The organism is Variovorax sp. KK3 (assembly GCF_001984055.1).
Lineage (GTDB): Bacteria > Pseudomonadota > Gammaproteobacteria > Burkholderiales > Burkholderiaceae_C > Variovorax.
This window is the reverse complement of the sequence record NZ_LYVO01000028.1, coordinates 64931-81265: the sequence shown is the minus strand read 5'-3', so window position 1 is coordinate 81265 and position 16335 is coordinate 64931. Positions and strand designations below refer to the sequence as shown.

15 protein-coding genes are annotated in these 16335 nt (G+C 69.8%); 6 read left to right on the top strand and 9 right to left on the bottom strand.

The window, feature by feature from the left end; all coding sequences use genetic code 11:
- Window positions 1–59: 59 nt before the first annotated feature.
- The 5 genes from B0W80_RS15660 to B0W80_RS15640 form a co-directional block, all read right to left on the bottom strand.
- Window positions 60–1157, bottom strand: a complete 1098-nt coding sequence (locus tag B0W80_RS15660) for an ABC transporter ATP-binding protein (RefSeq protein ID WP_256856591.1) — start codon at window positions 1155–1157, stop codon at window positions 60–62.
- Window positions 1158–1245: 88 nt separating this feature from the next.
- The gene (locus B0W80_RS15655; RefSeq protein WP_256856590.1) at window positions 1246–2529 is read right to left on the bottom strand and encodes a biosynthetic peptidoglycan transglycosylase; all 1284 of its coding nucleotides are present in this window, start codon (window positions 2527–2529) and stop codon (window positions 1246–1248) included.
- 35 nt (window positions 2530–2564) lie between these two features.
- Window positions 2565–3143, bottom strand: a complete 579-nt coding sequence (locus B0W80_RS15650; RefSeq protein ID WP_077000079.1) for a hypothetical protein — start codon at window positions 3141–3143, stop codon at window positions 2565–2567.
- Entirely contained in the window at window positions 3121–4053 is a 933-nt protein-coding gene (xrtQ, locus tag B0W80_RS15645) for an exosortase Q (protein ID WP_077000078.1), read from the bottom strand. The genes B0W80_RS15650 and xrtQ overlap by 23 nt, the downstream gene beginning before the upstream one ends.
- A gap of 10 nt (window positions 4054–4063) precedes the next feature.
- Window positions 4064–6130: a VIT domain-containing protein gene (locus tag B0W80_RS15640; RefSeq protein WP_077000077.1), complete on the bottom strand. Its 2067-nt coding sequence runs from the start codon at window positions 6128–6130 to the stop codon at window positions 4064–4066.
- 209 nt (window positions 6131–6339) lie between these two features.
- Between B0W80_RS15640 and creD the strand changes: the two genes are divergently transcribed.
- The 4 genes from creD to B0W80_RS15620 all read left to right on the top strand — a co-directional run bounded on the left by creD (window position 6340) and on the right by B0W80_RS15620 (window position 11122).
- Window positions 6340–7761, top strand: a complete 1422-nt coding sequence (creD, locus tag B0W80_RS15635) for a cell envelope integrity protein CreD (protein WP_077000076.1) — start codon at window positions 6340–6342, stop codon at window positions 7759–7761.
- Complete coding sequence (locus tag B0W80_RS15630) at window positions 7758–10088, top strand: penicillin-binding protein 1A (RefSeq protein ID WP_077000075.1); 2331 nt, start codon at window positions 7758–7760, stop codon at window positions 10086–10088. The genes creD and B0W80_RS15630 overlap by 4 nt, the downstream gene beginning before the upstream one ends.
- A gap of 243 nt (window positions 10089–10331) precedes the next feature.
- Window positions 10332–10619 carry a DUF1778 domain-containing protein gene (locus B0W80_RS15625; protein WP_077000074.1) on the top strand — a complete coding sequence of 96 codons (288 nt, stop codon included), beginning with the start codon at window positions 10332–10334 and terminating at the stop codon, window positions 10617–10619.
- 107 nt (window positions 10620–10726) lie between these two features.
- On the top strand, window positions 10727–11122 hold the full coding sequence (locus tag B0W80_RS15620; protein WP_306171861.1) for an N-acetyltransferase: 396 nt from the start codon (window positions 10727–10729) through the stop codon (window positions 11120–11122).
- Window positions 11123–11131: 9 nt separating this feature from the next.
- Here the strand turns inward: B0W80_RS15620 and creC are convergent, their stop codons facing one another.
- Both creC and creB read right to left on the bottom strand, forming a co-directional pair.
- The gene (gene creC, locus B0W80_RS15615) at window positions 11132–12574 is read right to left on the bottom strand and encodes a two-component system sensor histidine kinase CreC (protein WP_077000072.1); all 1443 of its coding nucleotides are present in this window, start codon (window positions 12572–12574) and stop codon (window positions 11132–11134) included.
- A 91-nt stretch (window positions 12575–12665) separates the two neighbouring features.
- Entirely contained in the window at window positions 12666–13436 is a 771-nt protein-coding gene (gene creB / locus B0W80_RS15610; protein ID WP_077000071.1) for a two-component system response regulator CreB, read from the bottom strand.
- Window positions 13437–13516: 80 nt separating this feature from the next.
- Here creB and B0W80_RS15605 point away from each other — a divergent pair, with 80 nt between their 5' ends.
- On the top strand, window positions 13517–14485 hold the full coding sequence (locus tag B0W80_RS15605; protein WP_077000070.1) for a YcjF family protein: 969 nt from the start codon (window positions 13517–13519) through the stop codon (window positions 14483–14485).
- 175 nt (window positions 14486–14660) lie between these two features.
- On the top strand, window positions 14661–15158 hold the full coding sequence (locus B0W80_RS15600) for a hypothetical protein (RefSeq protein ID WP_077000069.1): 498 nt from the start codon (window positions 14661–14663) through the stop codon (window positions 15156–15158).
- A 58-nt stretch (window positions 15159–15216) separates the two neighbouring features.
- Here the strand turns inward: B0W80_RS15600 and B0W80_RS15595 are convergent, their stop codons facing one another.
- Window positions 15217–15984, bottom strand: coding sequence for a TIGR04325 family methyltransferase (locus B0W80_RS15595; protein ID WP_077000068.1), 768 nt, complete (start codon window positions 15982–15984; stop codon window positions 15217–15219).
- Between the two features lie 134 nt (window positions 15985–16118).
- Window positions 16119–16313, bottom strand: a complete 195-nt coding sequence (locus B0W80_RS15590) for a heavy-metal-associated domain-containing protein (RefSeq protein WP_077000067.1) — start codon at window positions 16311–16313, stop codon at window positions 16119–16121.
- Between the last annotated feature and the right edge of the window lie 22 nt (window positions 16314–16335).

Sequence of the window (16335 nt, the reverse complement as noted above, 5' to 3'; positions counted from 1 at the left end):
CCCCGGTGAGGGGGTTGGCGGACCACACGAAGTGGGGGAGCCTGGGGGAGAGCGTCATTTCAGGCGGCCATCGAGGCGAGGGCGGCCAGCGGCTGTCGAACGCTCGGCGTGCCGGGCGATCGAGCCTCGGGCCGTGTCGCGCCGGGCCCGAGCACGCGGGCATCGGCCGCCGTCCACGAGAGCCGCACGCGCTCGCCCACAGCGTAGGGCCGCTCCGCGAAGGCGCGCTCGGTCAGCTGCACCGACACGCCGCGCCGCTCGGGCGTCGACTCGGCCAGGTGCAAGCCCATGAGCACGTAGGTGCCTTGGTACTCGACGTCGGTGACATCGGCGGCCAGGCCCTCGCCGTCGGGTGCGATGCGCGTGTGGTCGTGGCGCACGGCGATCAGGCCGCCGCCGGGCACGGCCAGCACGTTGTGGCCGCCCATGAAGCGGGCGACGAATTCGCTGGCCGGATGGTTGTAGACCTCGTGCGGCGAGCCGACCTGCTCGATCAGGCCGTGGTTCATCACCACCATGGTGTCGGCCAGCGCCATCGCCTCTTCCTGCGAGTGCGTGACGTGGATGAAGGTCAGGCCCAGCTCCTTCTGCCAGCGCCGCAGCTCGGCGCGCATCTGGATGCGCAGGAAGGGGTCGAGCGCCGACAGCGGTTCGTCCAGCAGCAGCACGCGCGGCTCGGTGATCAGGGCACGGGCCAGGGCCACGCGCTGCTGCTGGCCGCCGGACAGCTCGGCCGGCTTGCGCTGCGCCAGGTGGCCCATGGCCACGCGCTCCAGCAACTGGCCGGCGCGGCGATGGCGTTCGACCTTCGAGACGCCCTTCATCTTCAGGCTGAAGGCCACGTTGTCGAGCGCCGAGAGGTGCGGGAAGAGCGCGAAGCTCTGGAACATCATGGCCGTGCCGCGGCCGGCCGCCTGCAGGTGGGTGATGTTGCGGTTGTCCAGCAGGATGTCGCCGGCCGACACCGACTCGTGCCCCGCCACCATGCGCAGCGTGGTGCTCTTACCGCAGCCGGAGGGGCCGAGCAGGCAGCAGTAGCTGCCGCTGGCGATGCGCAGGTCGATCTGGTCGACCGCGGGTGGCGTGCCGGCGGCGTAGCGCTTGGTCAGCGCGACGATTTCGACAGCCGCAGGGGGAGGGGCGGTGGCAGCATCCATCGATGCCGACATCGCAAGACATATGCCAGCGCGCGTGTCGGAGAAGACGCCGCCAGGCGTGCGCCGGCTTGGTGCGGCGCGCCCCGTTTCAGGGTTGCGGCGGTGCGAAGCGTGCCGCGGCCAGTTGCCGCAGCAGTGCATCGCGCTGGGGCCGGGTGATGCCGCGCACGTTCTCGGCCACCCACTTGGCGCGCTCGCCGTCGATGCGGCCGTCGCGGCGCCACTTCTCGACCGCCGCGCCCGGGTTGTTCAGCATCGCGGCCATCCACACCGCCTGCGCCGGCTCCAGGTTGCGGGCGCTGCGCTTGAAGTAGCGCTTGGCCGCGGCCTCGGCGCCGCACAGGCCGCCCTCGCCCCAGGGCGCGTTGTCCAGGTAGGTCTGCAGGATGCGCGCCTTGCCCAGGGTCTGCTCCATCTCCACCGCGTAGAGCAGCTCGCGCAGCTTCCGATCGGCGCTGCGCTCGCTGCCGGTGGCGACGAGCCGGGCCAGCTGCTGGGTCAGCGTGCTGCCGCCGCGTTCGACCTGGCCGGCTTTCTGGTTGGCGTCGAGCGCCGCGGTGAGTTCGGCCAGGTCGTAGCCGTAGTGGCCGAAGAAGCGCTGGTCCTCCGCCGCGATCACGGCGCGGGCCAGCCAGCTGTCAGTGGGCAGCCTGGCCGGCGGGCCGCAGGCGGTGCGGGCGTCGAGCAGGGCCTCGGTGCCCAGGCCCTCGACGGTGAATTGCTCGATGCGCGGATTCGCCGAGAAGCGCCCGGCCGGCAGATTGACCTGCGCGCGCAGCGCCATGGTGCCGCCGATCTTGGCGCGCTGCAGCTCGGGCAGCGAGGGGGCGAGCACGGCGTACCAGCGGGCGATCGGCGCCTCGGGCGCGTCGACGTGCAGCTGCAGCGTGGCCTGCGTGAGCCGGCCGTCCCAGCGGGCGCGCAGCTGGTTGTCGCCGGCTAGGCTTGAAACGGTGGTGGCGGCCGGCGCTGCCTCGAGCGTGCCGGCCAGCGAGGGGCCGTCGCGCCGCGCCGTCAAGCGCAGGGTGTCGAGCTTGAGGGGCTGCGTGCCCAGGGCCGGCACCGAGGCGGTGCAGGGCGCGCAGTCCAGCACCAGGGTATTGCTCTCCTCGATCCAGCCCACTTGCACCGGGCCGTGATCGGTTTCGAAGCGGTGGCCGGCCAGCCAGGGCGCGAACCAGGAGGAGGTGGCCAGGCGGATCGCGGTGGGCACGCCCACGTTGAGCGTGAAGGGCCCGGCCTGGACGCGGGTGGGCCATTCGCCGGGACCGGGCGCCAGCGCGAAGCGCACGACCAGGTAGATGGCGACGGCGGTGGTCAGCACCAGGGCGAGCAGCCCGAAGAGCAGGAACAGCAGGGCTTTCTTCAACAAGTCTTTCTCACTCTCTCACGCACTCACATGCTCACTCATTCGAACGCGACCGGGCTGGCGCGGGTGACCGCCTGCCAGGGCCCGGTCGACCGGCCGGTGGCCGCCGCCCAGTACCAGTCCGAAGTGTCGGTGAAAGCAGCGCCCCGGGCATCGACGATGCGCTCGCAAACCCTCAACTTTTGCCCGTCATGGCCCTCGGTGACGAAACAACGCCACAGTCGGCCCTCCACGTCGCGCTCCAGCCGCGGGTCGCCGATGCGGTAGCCGAGCGCGCGGTAGCAGTCGGTCGCCGGGTGCAGCATGCGGGTGGCCGCCTCGACCCGTCGCAGCACCAGGGTCTGGCGGCCGTCGGTCAGCCGGGCCATGGCGCCCGGAAAGCGCTCGGCGAAGCGCTGCTCGACCGCGCCCAGTGCCATCGGCCGCAGCGGCGCGCCGTCCCACTGGCTGGGCCACTCCTGGAAGCTCGCGATGGGAGCGGGTGCCGCCGGCCGCAACGCGGCGGCGGCCGACCACAGCAGGCACAGCACCATGGCGAGCGCGAAGCCGGCCTTGTGGGCGATGCGGTTGAGGAAGCGGTTGCCGAAGCAGCGTTCAAGAAAGGGCTGTATCCACATGGCGGGCTCCGGGAGCGGTGATGAGGCCGGGAATGGCACGGGAGGCGACAGGCGGCGGCCGGCGCACCGGCGCCATCAGCCGGGCGATGGCGCCGCAGACCAGGGCCAGCACCACCAGGCCCAGCGCCTCGTGGAGCCAGGGCGCGAGCGCGTGACCCGCGCCTTCGAAGCCCACCAGCACGCTGTTGCGCAGGATGTTGCCGGCCAGCACCAGCAGGCCGACGGCCGGCAGGCGCGCGACGAAGCGCCGGTCGCCGTGGCGCGCCCAAAGCGCGACCACGCAGGCGCAGAAGTAGCCGAGCCAGGCCATCTGCACGCCGGAGCAGGGCGCATCGACGATGACCAGCCGGCCGTCGACCAGCAGGCTGCTGCCCTCGCGCAGCACCGAGAAGCCCGGCGCCAGCAGCCAGCGGCTGGCCTCGGCGGTGATCACGCGCAGCGGGTAGCCGGCGTAGAACTGCAGCGAAGACAGCAGTGGCAGCGCCAGCACGGCCAAGCCCAGCACCGGCAGCCTGGCGACTTGCCGCGGCAGGAAGGCGAGCAGGCCCGCCGCCAGGGCCAGCACGGCGAGCAGGCCGGCAGCAAGCGGCGGCAGCGCGGGCAGCGGGCCGATGCCGGTGCGCAGCAAGGTGGCCGCGACGGTGCCGGCGCCGGCCAGCGCGAGCCAGCCCAGCCGAGGTGCCGCGCGCAGGGCGGCGCGCCAGTGCCACACCAGCGCCGCCAGCGCAGCCAATGCCAGCAGGCCGAGCGGATCGTCCGAGCCGTCGCCGAGCCGGCGCGCCATCCAGGCCCAGGTCGGCACCAGCGCCGCGGCCTGCAGCGCCAGCCAGGCGGCGACCGGTGCGCGGTCGAGGCGGATGCCGCCGTCGAACACGTGCGGATGCCGGCGTGCGAGTTGATCGAGCGTCATCCTTCGGTCCTCAGGCGGTGAAGCGGCGCGCATCGTGCCGACGGAAGCGACGGCGCAGCATGGCCAGCATCGACAGCGCGACGGCGATCGCGCCCAGGGTCTCGGGCTCCGGCGTGCTCGGCACTTCGGCACCGAGCGCAGCGCCCTGGCCCAACGCCGTTTCGCCCACGCCCTTGGGGAGCGGCTGCGGCTGGTCGACCGAGGTGGCGGCCTGCGGCGCCGGATTGCGCACCACCTTGTCGACCGCGATGAAGCTCGTGTACTGCGTGAGCAGGCCGTAGCGCAGGCCGAGGTCGGTGATGCGCTGCTTGAAGGCATCGCCGCCTTCGAGCGACTCCTGGTCGCTCAGGCTCGCGATGCGGTGACGCGCCCACAGGCTGCGCAGCGCGGCGGCGTCCTGCCGGGTCTTGCCGTCGATCGCCAGCTCCTGGCGGAACGGGCCTTCGGCGTCCTGGCCCTGGATCACCACCCGGCCCTTGGCCTCGCCGCGCCACTTGCCGAACACGATCACCGGGCGTTCGCCCAGCACGTCGGGCATGGCCTGCGGTTCCACGTCGTACACCTCCAGCCCGCCGAAGCTGGCCTTGACGTTGGTCAGCACCGGCGACTCGACCATACGGCGGAAGCGCGCGGCCTGCTCGGGCGCCTGCACCGGGTCGGTGATGATGAAGGGCTCGCCCATGCCGGCACGCGCGAGGCCTTCCATGAGGTGGCGGTTCACCGAGCTGCCGATGCCGAAGGCGAACACGTTGGCCTTCGACAGGTTCTTGCGCACCAGCTCGAAGGCCTCGCGCTCCACGGTCACGTAGCCGTCGGTCACGACGACGACGGTGCGCGACACGTTCTCGGCCTTGGGCTCGGCATACACGCGCTTCAGCGCCGGGATCAGCTCGGTGCTGCCTCCGCCGGCGTAGTTCTTGATGGTGGCGAGCGCCTGCTCGATGTTGGCGCGGCTGGCCGGCACCGACTGCGGCGAAAGCATCCGGTTGCTGCCCGAGAACAGCATCACGTTGAAGGTGTCGCTGGGCCGCAGGCCGCCGATCAGGCGTTCGAGCAGCACCTTGGCCGTGTCGAGCGGAAAGCCGTGCATCGAGCCCGAGATGTCGACCACGAAGATGTAGTCGCGCGGCGAGACGGTGCTGGCCGCCACCGACTTGGGCGGCTCGACCATGGCGAGGAAGAAGTTCTCGGGGTTGTCGCCTTGTCCGCGGTAGAGCATCAGGCCCGACTCGATCTTCTCGCCGGCGAGGCGCCAGTCGAGCACGAAGTCGCGGTCGTTGGCGGGCGCCGCGCTGCGCGCGAGCACGACCTCGGCATGCTGGTCTTCGCTGCTCTTGCGGATGTCGATGGCGTGCGTGGCGGAGCGGATCTCCTTGATGACCAGCGGCGTGTCGAGCGCGAGCTTCATGCGGAACGCCGTGTCGGGCGCGACGCCTGCGCGCAGGGTCGGTTGCGCGACCCACTTCGCATCCTTCTGCGCCGATTGCGGGCTGTTGTAGCGCGGGCCCACCACCGTGGGAAACACGAACTGGTAGTTGCCGGCCTGCGGCACCAGCAGCTCGGTGTAGCGCAGCTCCACCTTCACCTCGTCGCCCGGCAGGATGTTGGCCACGTTCATCTGGAACACATTGGGCAGGTGCTGCTCGAGCAGGGCGGCGGTCTTGCCTTCCTTCCTGGCGGCGTCGTAGTCGATGCGCGCCTGCTGCTTCTCGCGGATCTGCGCGGTGATCAGGCGGTCGGCCAGACGCACGTTGAGGCCGTTGACGGCGGCACGCGTCGAGCCCGGAAACACGTAGCGGGCCTCGATGGCGCGCGTGCCCTCGTTGCGGTAGGTCTGGGTGACGGTGACGTCGGCGATTACGCCCGAGACCTTCACGTCGACGTCGGTGCTCTTCAGCGGCAGCTGGTCGACGGCGGGGTCGTCGCTCTTGACGAAGAAGTACGGGCTCTCGGTCTTGAGCCGCGGCGCTTCCTGCGCATGAATCGGCCTGGCGACGAGCAGTGCGAAGCCGGCGCCGGCGATCGCGACGGTCGTGAGCCAGAGCCAGCGGCCGGGGCGGGTGGTGGTGGCTTCCATGGTCCTTGTTCCCTCGTTGGGTGTCGTGCAACGTCGCACGGCAGCCAATGTCGAGGGCGCACGCGAACGCAGTGGGAAGCCTTCTTGAAGCGTGCGGCGCTGTGTGAAGCCTGTGTGAAGTCTGCGGGTGGCGGCACTTCACATCCTCTTCGGATGGCGCGGCCAGCATCGGCACATCGACAACGACGAGGAGAGATCCCGTGCTTCAGATGATCCGAAACTCCGTGCTGGCCAAGGTGGGCGGACTGCTGCTGCTGGCCGTGCTGCTGTGCATTCCGCTGGCGCAGATCGATTCGCTCACCCACGAGCGCGGCCGCAGCCAGCAGGAGGCGGCGCAGGAGCTGGCCTCCACCTATGCCGGCGCGCAGACGCTGGTGGGGCCGCTGGTCGTGCAGCCCTACGTGGAGCGCTGGATGGAGCCGCTGCGCGATGCGCAGGGCCGCGTGGTCGGCCACGAAGCGCGCAGCAAGGAGATGGCGCACCTGGTGTTTCCCGACCGGATGCACATCGAAGGCCGGCTGGCGCCGCAGGAGCGCTATCGCGGCATCTTTCGCATTCCGTTCTACACGCTCGACGCCACGCTGGACGGTGGCTTCGCGGCTTTCGATGCGGCCGGCGTGCCGCGCAGCGAGAAGGGCTCGACCGTCGAACTCGGCGCACCCTACGTGGCCCTGCACGTCAGCGACCTCCGCGGGCTGGACGGCTCGCCCGCGCTTCAGCTCGGGGGCGAGGCGCTGCGCTTCCAGCAGCGGCTGCCGGGACTTGCGGACGATGCGCGGCTGGCCAACGGCATCCATGCGCCACTGACCGGCGCGGCGCTGGAAGCCTGGCAGTCCGGCAAGCCTTTGCCCTTCGCGCTGAAGCTGGGGCTGGTCGGACAGGAGCGCCTGGCGATGGTGCCGATCGGTGAGGACACCACCGCGCACCTCGCGTCGCCGTGGGCGCACCCGAGCTTCGGCGGCCGCTTCCTCGCATCCGAGCGCAGCGTGACGGCGCAGGGCTTCGATGCGCGTTGGCGCGTGGCCTCGCTGGTGACCACGGCGCGCGAGCAGGTGCGTGAAGGCATGCGCGGCGCGCGCGACGGGCGGCCGCCGCAGGCCGGTGAGTTGTCGCTGCAAAGCTTCGACGTGTCGCTGGCACAGCCGCTCAATGTCTACGCGATGTCGACGCGGGCCTCGAAGTACGGCCTGCTGTTCATCGGCCTGGTGCTGATGGCGGCCTTCATGTTCGAGCTGTTCCGCAAGCTGCGGCTGCACCCGGTGCAGTACGGCCTGGTGGGCCTGTCGATCGCGCTGTTCTTCCTGCTCCTGCTGGCGCTGTCGGAGAAGGTGGCCTTCTGGATCGCGTATGCGGGTGCAGCCGGGGCCAGCGTGCTGCTGCTCGCGGTTTACTTCAGCGCGGTGCTAGGCGGCTGGCGGCGCGGCGCGTCCTTCGGTGCCTTCGTCGCGCTGCTCTATGGCGCGCTCTACGGGTTGCTCGCGTCCGAGAGCAACGCGCTGCTGCTGGGTGCGCTGCTGATCTTCGGCATGCTGGCGGTGCTGATGCTGGCGACGCGCAAGGTCGACTGGTATGCGCTCGGCGGGGCCAGGGCGGCGGCCTTCGCGCCATCGGCTGCGGGAGTGCAAGCATGAAGCGCGTGATTCGCTGGACCCTGGGCTTCGCTGCCGGCGGCGCGCTCGCCTCGCTCTGTGCCGTCGGCATCGCGGTCGCGGTGCTCCATCCGCGCCTGCCCGACGTGTCCTCGCTCGACGACTACCAGCCGCGCCAGCCGCTGCGCATCTACACGGCCGACGACGTGCTGATCGGCGAGTACGGCGAAGAGCGGCGCACCTTCACGCGCCTGGCCGACATTCCGAAAGTGATGCAGGACGCGGTGGTCGCCGTGGAGGACGCGCGCTTCTACGAGCATCCGGGCGTCGATGCGGTCGGCCTGCTGCGCGCGGTGGTGGCGAACCTCCGGCACGGGCTGCACCAGGGCGCGTCGACCATCACCATGCAGGTGGCGCGCGAGATCTACCTGAGCCAGGAGCGCACGCTCACGCGCAAGCTGTCCGAAGCGATGCTGGCTTTCGAGCTGGAGCGGCGCTTCGGCAAGGAACGCATCCTCGAGATCTACCTGAACCAGATCTTCCTGGGCCGCCGCGCCTACGGCTTCGCGGCCGCCTCCGAGACCTACTTCGGAAAGCCGCTCGCGCAGATCACGCTGGCCGAGGCCGCGATGCTCGCGGGCCTGCCGAAGGCGCCGCAGGCGAACAACCCGGTGGTCAATCCGCGTCGTGCGCGGGCGCGCCAGCTCTACGTGCTCGACCGCATGCAGGAGGTCGGCATGATCAGCGCCGAAGAGGCAGCGGCCGCGAAGAAGGAGCCTCTGCACCTGCGTGCCCCCTCGGACGCGCCGCGCCTGCATGCGGAGTACGTGGCCGAAACGGTGCGGCAGCTGATGGTGGCGCAGTACGGCCGCGAGGCCTATACGCGCGGCTTCAAGGTGCAGACCTCGTTGGTCGCTGCGGACCAATCCGCAGCCTACGAGTCCATGCGCAAGGGACTGCTGGACTACGAACGGCGCCAGCCCTGGCGCGGGCCGGAGCGCTTCGTCGAACTGCCTGACGATGCCGCCGCGCTCGACGATGCGGTGGACGAGGCGCTGGCCCGCCACCCCGACAGCGACGAGCTGCTGGCAGCCGTGGTGCTGGAGGCCGATGCGAAGTCGGTGACGGTGGTGCGTGCCGACGGCGAATCGTTGCGCGTCACGGGCGCGGGGTTGCGGCTCGCGCAGCCGGGCCTGTCGCCGCGCGCGGCCGCCCCGCTGCGCGTGCGACGTGGCGCGGTGGTCCGCATCACGAAGACGCCGCAGGGCGGTTGGGAGATCCTGCAGATGCCGCAGGCCGAGGGCGCCTTCGTCGCGCTCGACCCACGCGACGGCGCGGTCAAGGCGCTGGTCGGCGGCTTCGACTTCGCGCGCAGCCAGTTCAACCACGTGACGCAGGCCTGGCGCCAACCGGGTTCGAGCTTCAAGCCTTTCATCTACTCGGCCGCGCTGGAGAAGGGCTTCACGCCGGCCACGCTGGTCGACGATGCGCCGCTCTTCTTCGACGCCGCGGCCACCGGCAGCCAGCCTTGGGAGCCGAAGAACTTCGACGGCGGCTTCGACGGCCCGATGACGCTGCGCCGCGCGCTGGAGCGCTCGAAGAACATGGTGACGATCCGCGTGCTCGAATCCATCGGCCCGCGCTATGCGCAGGACTGGGCCACGCGCTTCGGCTTCGACCGTGCGCGGCACCCGGCCTATCTGCCGATGGCGCTGGGAGCGGGCGCGGTCACGCCGATGCAGATGGCGGGCGCCTACGCGGTGTTCGCGAACGGCGGCTACCGCGTCAGCCCGCGGCTGGTCACGCGCATCACCGACGCGAAGGGCGAGGTGCTGGTGGACGCACCGCCCGCTGCGCTGGACGAATCGGCCCGCGTGATCCCCGAGCGCAACGCGTTCGTGATGCGCTCGCTGCTGCAGAGCGTCGTGCGCCACGGCAGTGGCATCAAGGCCTGGCAGGCGCTGAAGCGCGACGACCTGCACGGCAAGACCGGCACCACCAACGACTCGGTCGACACCTGGTTCGCCGGCTTCCAGCCCACGCAGGTCGGCATCGCCTGGATCGGATACGACACCCCGCGCCGACTGGGCGTGCGCGGCGAAACCGGCGGCAGCCTGAGCCTGCCGGTGTGGACCGGCTACATGCAGACCGCGCTGCGCGGTGTGCCCGTGGCTGCCATGCCGGTTCCCGAAGGTGTGGTTCAGGTGGAGGGCGAGTGGTATTACGACGACTACGCGCCCGGTCGCGGCATCGCGAGCCTGGGCCTGGGCTCGACGCCGTCGTCACCGGCCGAGACACTGGCCGGGGCGTCGGTGGGGGCGGTGCCGACGGAGCAGGAGCGGTCGCGGATCCTGGATTTGTTTCGGTAGCTGCGCCGGCAGGTATCAGCGTCGCCGCGTGATGCCGGCGGGCATCATCCGGCGAACCCGGTCTCGTTGGATTCGATCAGCGGGTAACGCCCGAACATGTCGCGTCCGCTCGTGGCCACGGCGGCGCGTAGCAAGTGTGGGCCTTCGAGAGAAATGTCTGCTTCATGGGTTTCACCGGTTTCTGGAGTTTGTACGGGAAATTAACGTACATTTCCTTCAGTGTCCTCAAGCAAGGAAATTGACATGGCTCCCATCACATCCCGCACCGAGCGTGTCGAAGCGCGAATTGCACCAGACGTCCTGGACATCGTCCGGCGTGCTGCGGAAATCGAAGGTCGCAGCGTCAGTGACTTCCTCGTGGGTGCCGCACAGGAAGCCGCGCGGCGCACCATCGAGCAAGCTCAGATCATCCGCCTGTCGATGGAGGAGCAGCAGCGCTTCGCTGCACTGCTGTTGGAGCCGCCTCAACTCCCTCATGCAATGGCGCGTGCGGCGAAGGCGCATAAGAAGTTGATCGTGCCTGGTCGATGACAGGGCGGTTCCGGATCGAGGTGCTTGCGCCCGAGCACGACCGCGCGAGCCTCGAATGTGGGAGCGCCGCGTTGGACCGATACCTGCGTCAGCAGGCTACGCAAGACATGCGGCGCAACACGAGCGTCTGCTACGTGGCGGTCGATGTGCAAACGGAAGTGGTCGCCGGGTACTACACACTCGCAGCAAGCAGTGTCCCCTTGACCGATCTCGCCGAGTCTGTGGCGAAAAAATTGCCACGCTATCCGGTGGTGCCGGTGGCGCGTGTTGGCCGCCTGGCGGTCGGGCATTCGTTTCAAGGGCAGCAACTTGGGGCAGCGCTGCTCTGGGATGCAGGGCTTCGTGCCATGCGGTCGGGTATGGGGGTATTCGCACTCCTGGTCGATGCCAAGGATGAAGCCGCCGCCGCGTTTTACCTGCATCACGGCTTCATTCCGTTCGGCATCCAACCGCTGCATCTGGTGTTGCCGATCGCCACGCTGGTGAAACGAACGCGGGCGTGACACGGGCCACTAACTCACGTAGGCCGTCAGCGGCAACGTGAGCGTCGCCAGCGCCCCGCCGCGCGGCGCATTCGCGAGTTCGATGCGCCCGCGGTGCAGCCCGGCGATCTCCTTCACGAAGGCGAGGCCGAGGCCGGTGCTCTTCTTCTGGTTGTGGGGGCGCGCGAGGGAATAGAACTTCTCGAAGACCTTGTCCTTGGCGTAGTCGGGGATGCCGCGGCCGTGGTCGCGCACGGTGATGCGGGCCTCGCGCGCGGTGGCATGCAGGGCCAGCGCGACCTCGGCGCCGGCGGGTGAAAAGTCGACCGCGTTGTCCAGCAGATTGCTGACGGCACGGCGCAGCAGGAACGGGTCGCCTTCGACGCGCGCCTCGGTGTCGATGGCCAGGTGCAGGCGAATGTCGCGTGCGGCCGCGGCGCCCTGGGCGCTGGCTGCGACTTCCCGCAGCAGGGGCGCGAGTGCGACGGTCTCGCTGCGGTCCAGCGCGCGCTGGGTTTCGAGCGCGGTGAGCTCCATCATGCGGTCGACGATCTCCTGAATGCGCTGCGTTTCGTGCGTGATGTTGGCGAGGAAGCGCTCGCGCTCGGCCTGCGGCATCGACGGTTCCTGCACCAGCTCGGCGGCGCCGCGGATGGCCGACAACGGGCTCTTGATCTCGTGGGTGAAGGTCTGCACGTAGTCCGACACGTAGCTGCGGCCGGTCAGCGCGTCGCGGATTTCGCCGAAGCCGCTGCGCAGGGTGTCGACCGCGCGGCGCAGCATGCGGCCGAGGCTGAAGCTGCGCTGCGCGCGCAGCCAGCGCCAGTAGTCGGACATGAGGCCGAAGGGCCGCACGAGCCAGACCGAGATGATCAACGCACCCACCAGCAGTGCGAAGGCCGAACCCACGCCCACCCACAGCGTTCGCGCACGCGCGTCTTCGACGAACTGGCCGAAGGCCTGCACGGGCTTGCCCACGCTGACGACGCCGACGATCTCGTTGTTCCATCGCACCGGGGCGGCCACGTACATCACCGAGGTGAGCGGGTCCTTCTCGATGTCGCGCGTGGTGCGGGCGCCGTACATGCCGGCCAGGGTGCGGCTGACGTCGCTCCACTTCGAGTAGTCGGCGCCGGTGCTGCGGCCCTGCGAATCGAAGAGCACGCGGCCGCTGCGGTCGGTGACGTACATGCGCAGCTCGACCCGGCTCTTGTGCAGGTTGTAGATCTGCGCCGAGAACTGGCGCGCGTAGGCCGAGCGGAACAGCGGCTCCAGGCGCGCGGGGTTGATGGCGCCGGCGATGACGTCCTGCTCGACCAGGCTGGCCAGGAGCTGAGAGGTCTCGACGAGCGATTCCTCGGCCGACTCGCGGTAGCGCGGGTCGATGTCGGCCACCACGCGGTAGAGCAGGAAGGCGATGCCCGCTGCATAGATCAGCAGGATGCCGATGAAGATGCGGGTCCGGCGACTCAAAGGATGACCCCCACGCTCGGCACTTCGCGTCCTCGCTGCCCCCCGAGGGGGCTGGCCGCCTTGGGGCGGCCCGGCGGCGGCCACTCGCAGCTCATCTCGGGTTCGATGGCGGCAGCTCTTCGTTGAGCGCGTAGCCGGTGCCGCGCAAAGTGCGGATCGGCTCGACCTCGGGCGCGACGGCACGCAGCTTGGCCCGCAGGGTCTTGACGTGTGCGTCGACGGTGCGGTCGAAGCTGTCGCTGGCGTCGTCCCACACGAGCTGCAGCAGTTCGTCGCGCGTGAAGACGCGGCCCGGGCGCTGCACCAGCAGACGCAGCAGGCCGTATTCGTAGCGCGAGAGTTCGAGCAGCCGGCCGTAGTAGCGGATCTGCATGCGCTCGGCGTCGAGGACGAAGGGCGAGGCAGCCGGCGGCGCGGTGGACGCGGCGGGTGCAGACGCGGCTGCGGGGGCCGGCACCGCATGCCCATTGCTTCGCCCGCTGCGGCGCAGGATGCTGCGCACGCGCGCCACCAGCTCGCGCGGCGAGAAGGGCTTGGCCACGTAGTCGTCGGCGCCCAGCTCCAGGCCCACCACGCGATCGATCTCGTCGCTGCGCGCGGTGAGGAAGAGCATGGGCACCTCGGCACCGCCTTGCTCGCGGTTGAGCGCCTGCAGCCGCTTGAACAGCTCGAAGCCGTTCATGTCGGGCAGGCCGACGTCGAGGATCGCCAGCGCCGGCGGCTCGGCCGCGAACTGGGCGATGGCTTCTTCGGCGGTCGGGCACCAGATGGGGACGAAGCCATCGGTCTTCAGCACGTACTGCAGCGTGTCGGCGATCCCGGATTCGTCTTCGGCGATCAAGATCCGCGGTGGGGAGAACATGGGGCGGATGGTAGCGGCCCGGAACCTTTGGGCCGGCGGCCGCACGAACAGGGCCTTGCTTTTGACTGGAGAACGCCACCGTGACCCCTTCCGAAACCCGCGCCATCGTGAGCCTGAGCCTGCTGGCGGCCTTCGTCGACGGCGACAAGCACGAGCGCGAACGCGCCGAGATCAAGCGCATCGCCGAGGGGCTGTCGCAGGCCGACGGGGTGAACCTGCCGATGCTCTACCAGGACGTGCTGATGAAACGGGTGTCCCTGGCCTCGGTGGCGGGCGAGCTCAAGAGCGCGGACGCGCGGCAGCTGGCCTACGAAATGGCGGTGTGCGTGTGCGACGCCGACGGCACTCAGTCGGACGCCGAGCGCGCCTTCCTGAGCGATGCGCGCACCTCGCTCGGGCTGGATGCCGCGTCGGCGACGCAGTTCTCTCAGCAGGCCGAGGCGATCGCGGCGGTGCCGCTGGCGGCGCCAGTTGCCGCGACGGCCGTTGCAACCACCGCGACGGCCGCCGCGACCCCCGCCACGCCGGCCGTCGACAGCGCGGCGCTCGACCAATCCATCCTGAACGCCGCGATCCTCAACGGCGCGCTCGAGCTGCTGCCCGAGACGCTCTCGACCATGGCGATCATTCCGCTGCAGATGAAGCTGGTCTACCGCATCGGCAAGGCGCACGGCTACGAACTCGACAGCGGCCACGTCAAGGACTTCCTGGCCACCGTCGGCGTGGGCCTGACCTCGCAGTACCTGGAGCAGGCCGGCCGCAAGCTGCTGGGCGGGCTGCTCGGCAAGGTGGGCGGCGGCTTGCTGGGCGGCCTGGGTAAGCAGGCGGTGAGCTCGGGCATGAGCTTCGTCAGCACCTACGCCCTGGGCCATGTGGCCAAGCGCTACTACGCGGGCGGGCGCACGCTGTCGACGCAGATGCTGAAAGAGGCGTTCAGCGGCCTCACCCAGGAGGCGCAGGGCCTGCAGACGCGCTACCTGCCGGCCATGCAGGAGAAGGCCCGCACGCTCGACGCGGGCAAGGTGCTGTCGATGGTGCGCGGCGCCTAGTGCGGCCGGCAGTCGGCTATCGACGTTTCGCCTACTTTTCTCCCAAGTTCGGCCGCAGCATCGGGACATGAACCTCGATGCGGCGATGCCCCGACCTCTTTTGCAAGCGCCCGGTCTCCGACCGTCGGAACACCTGACTCCGGCTCGCGCCTGCCTCGCACTGCTGCAGGTTCGGATGGAACAGGCGCTCACGGCCTCGACCGAACGCTTCGACGCGCAGGTGCTCGACATGACCCGTGCGCGGCAGGCGTCGGCCAGCCTCGCGTCGGCCGCGACGCTGGTCGACATCCGCACCTTCGGCTGGAAGGCGCTCGAGCGTTACGTCGACGAGTCTGCGGTGCTGCTCGACAGCGGCCCGGCTGCGGCGTTGCGCTTCACCGATGCCGAAGTGGTGCAGGTGCTGGATGCGGCGACCGATCACCTGTCGGCGGTCTACGCGAGCGCGGCGACCTGCATGCGCGAGACGGCGCGCGCCATCGGCATGCATCCGGTGCCTGCGGGCCTGGAGGAAGAGCTGTTCACGCGCCTCGTCCATTGCGGCGGGCGGCTGGCCTGTGCGGTGTCGGCGCGCCGGGCGGGCCAGGTGACGACGGCGTCGCCGGGGGCGCTCGAATGGCTGCGGGCGGCGGGGCGGCGCCTCGCACGGCGGCTGTCGTTGCTCAGGCGCTTCTGACGAGCGCCGTGGGTCGAGCCTGGCCGGCGGTGGCTGCCGGTAGAGCTGGCGAAGCGCGCTACTGACGGTCGAAGCAGCAGCCGGCGAAGTAAGCCTTGTCGCCGGCTTCCACGAATGGCACCTCGATCGGCTTGCCCTCGTTGCGCCAGGCATCGCGGCGCTTGTAGCCGGCCTCGGCCAGCTCGGCCAGCAGCTGGTCGTGATGCTGGATGCGATAGGGGCACACGGCGAAGCCGATGCTGTTGAGCGTATAGAGCGTGCGCTCCGAGTTCACGGCCGTGGTGTTGAGGATGATGCGGCGCGGCTTGGTCTTCAGCGAAGCCAGGGTCTCGGAAATCCGCTTGGGAAGGTATTGCAGGCTGCCCGAGGCATAGAGCACGTCGCAGCCGTCCATGTCCTGGATATCGGTGGTGAAGCCCAGCTGCTGCGTGACTTCGCGCTGCACGGCCAGGTCGCGCCCGCTCTTCACGACGGCGGGCACGTCGCAGACGGTCCAGCGCAGGTCGGCCGGGTAATTGACCATGCGGCGGAAGGCGTAGTACTTGATGCCGACGTGGCCGCCCAGGTCGAACACGGTGCGCATGCCTTCGTCCAGGGCGCGGCCGAGCCAGAAGAGGCCGGGGTAGTCGTAGAAGGCGACCTGGTGGCTGTAGAAGGCGTCGGCCGGTGCGTTGTCGTAGCCGACGGCTTTGGACGAAGGCGCTCCAGCCTCGGCGGCCGCGTAGCTCTCGAAGGAACCCATGAAGAGGTTCTCGTCGCGGTTTTCCAGAAACTTGCGGCGGTAGGCGGCCTCGCGCACCGACGCGGGCATGAGATTCGACAGCATGAAGGACCCTTCGAGTTCAGAAGGCGATCGCATACCAAGGTGCGACCGCGAGCGCAGCGCGCATTTTGCACTTTGAAACAAAGGTATTCAACAGTTTCCAACGCCCCGGCTGCGCCGGACCCGCGCGATGTGAACTATTCGACGCGGTAGCCGGCGTTTTCGATGGCCAAGGCGATGTCTTGCCGCGGCTGGGCGCTCAGCACGTCGACGTGGCCGGTCTCGAGGTCGACCGTGACCTGCGCCTTGGGGTCGACCGTCTGCACGGCATTCTGGACGGCGCTGATGCAGTGGTTGCAGCTCATGCCCGAGACCTGGAATTTCTGGCTCATCGTCGTGGCTCCTCGATGGGGG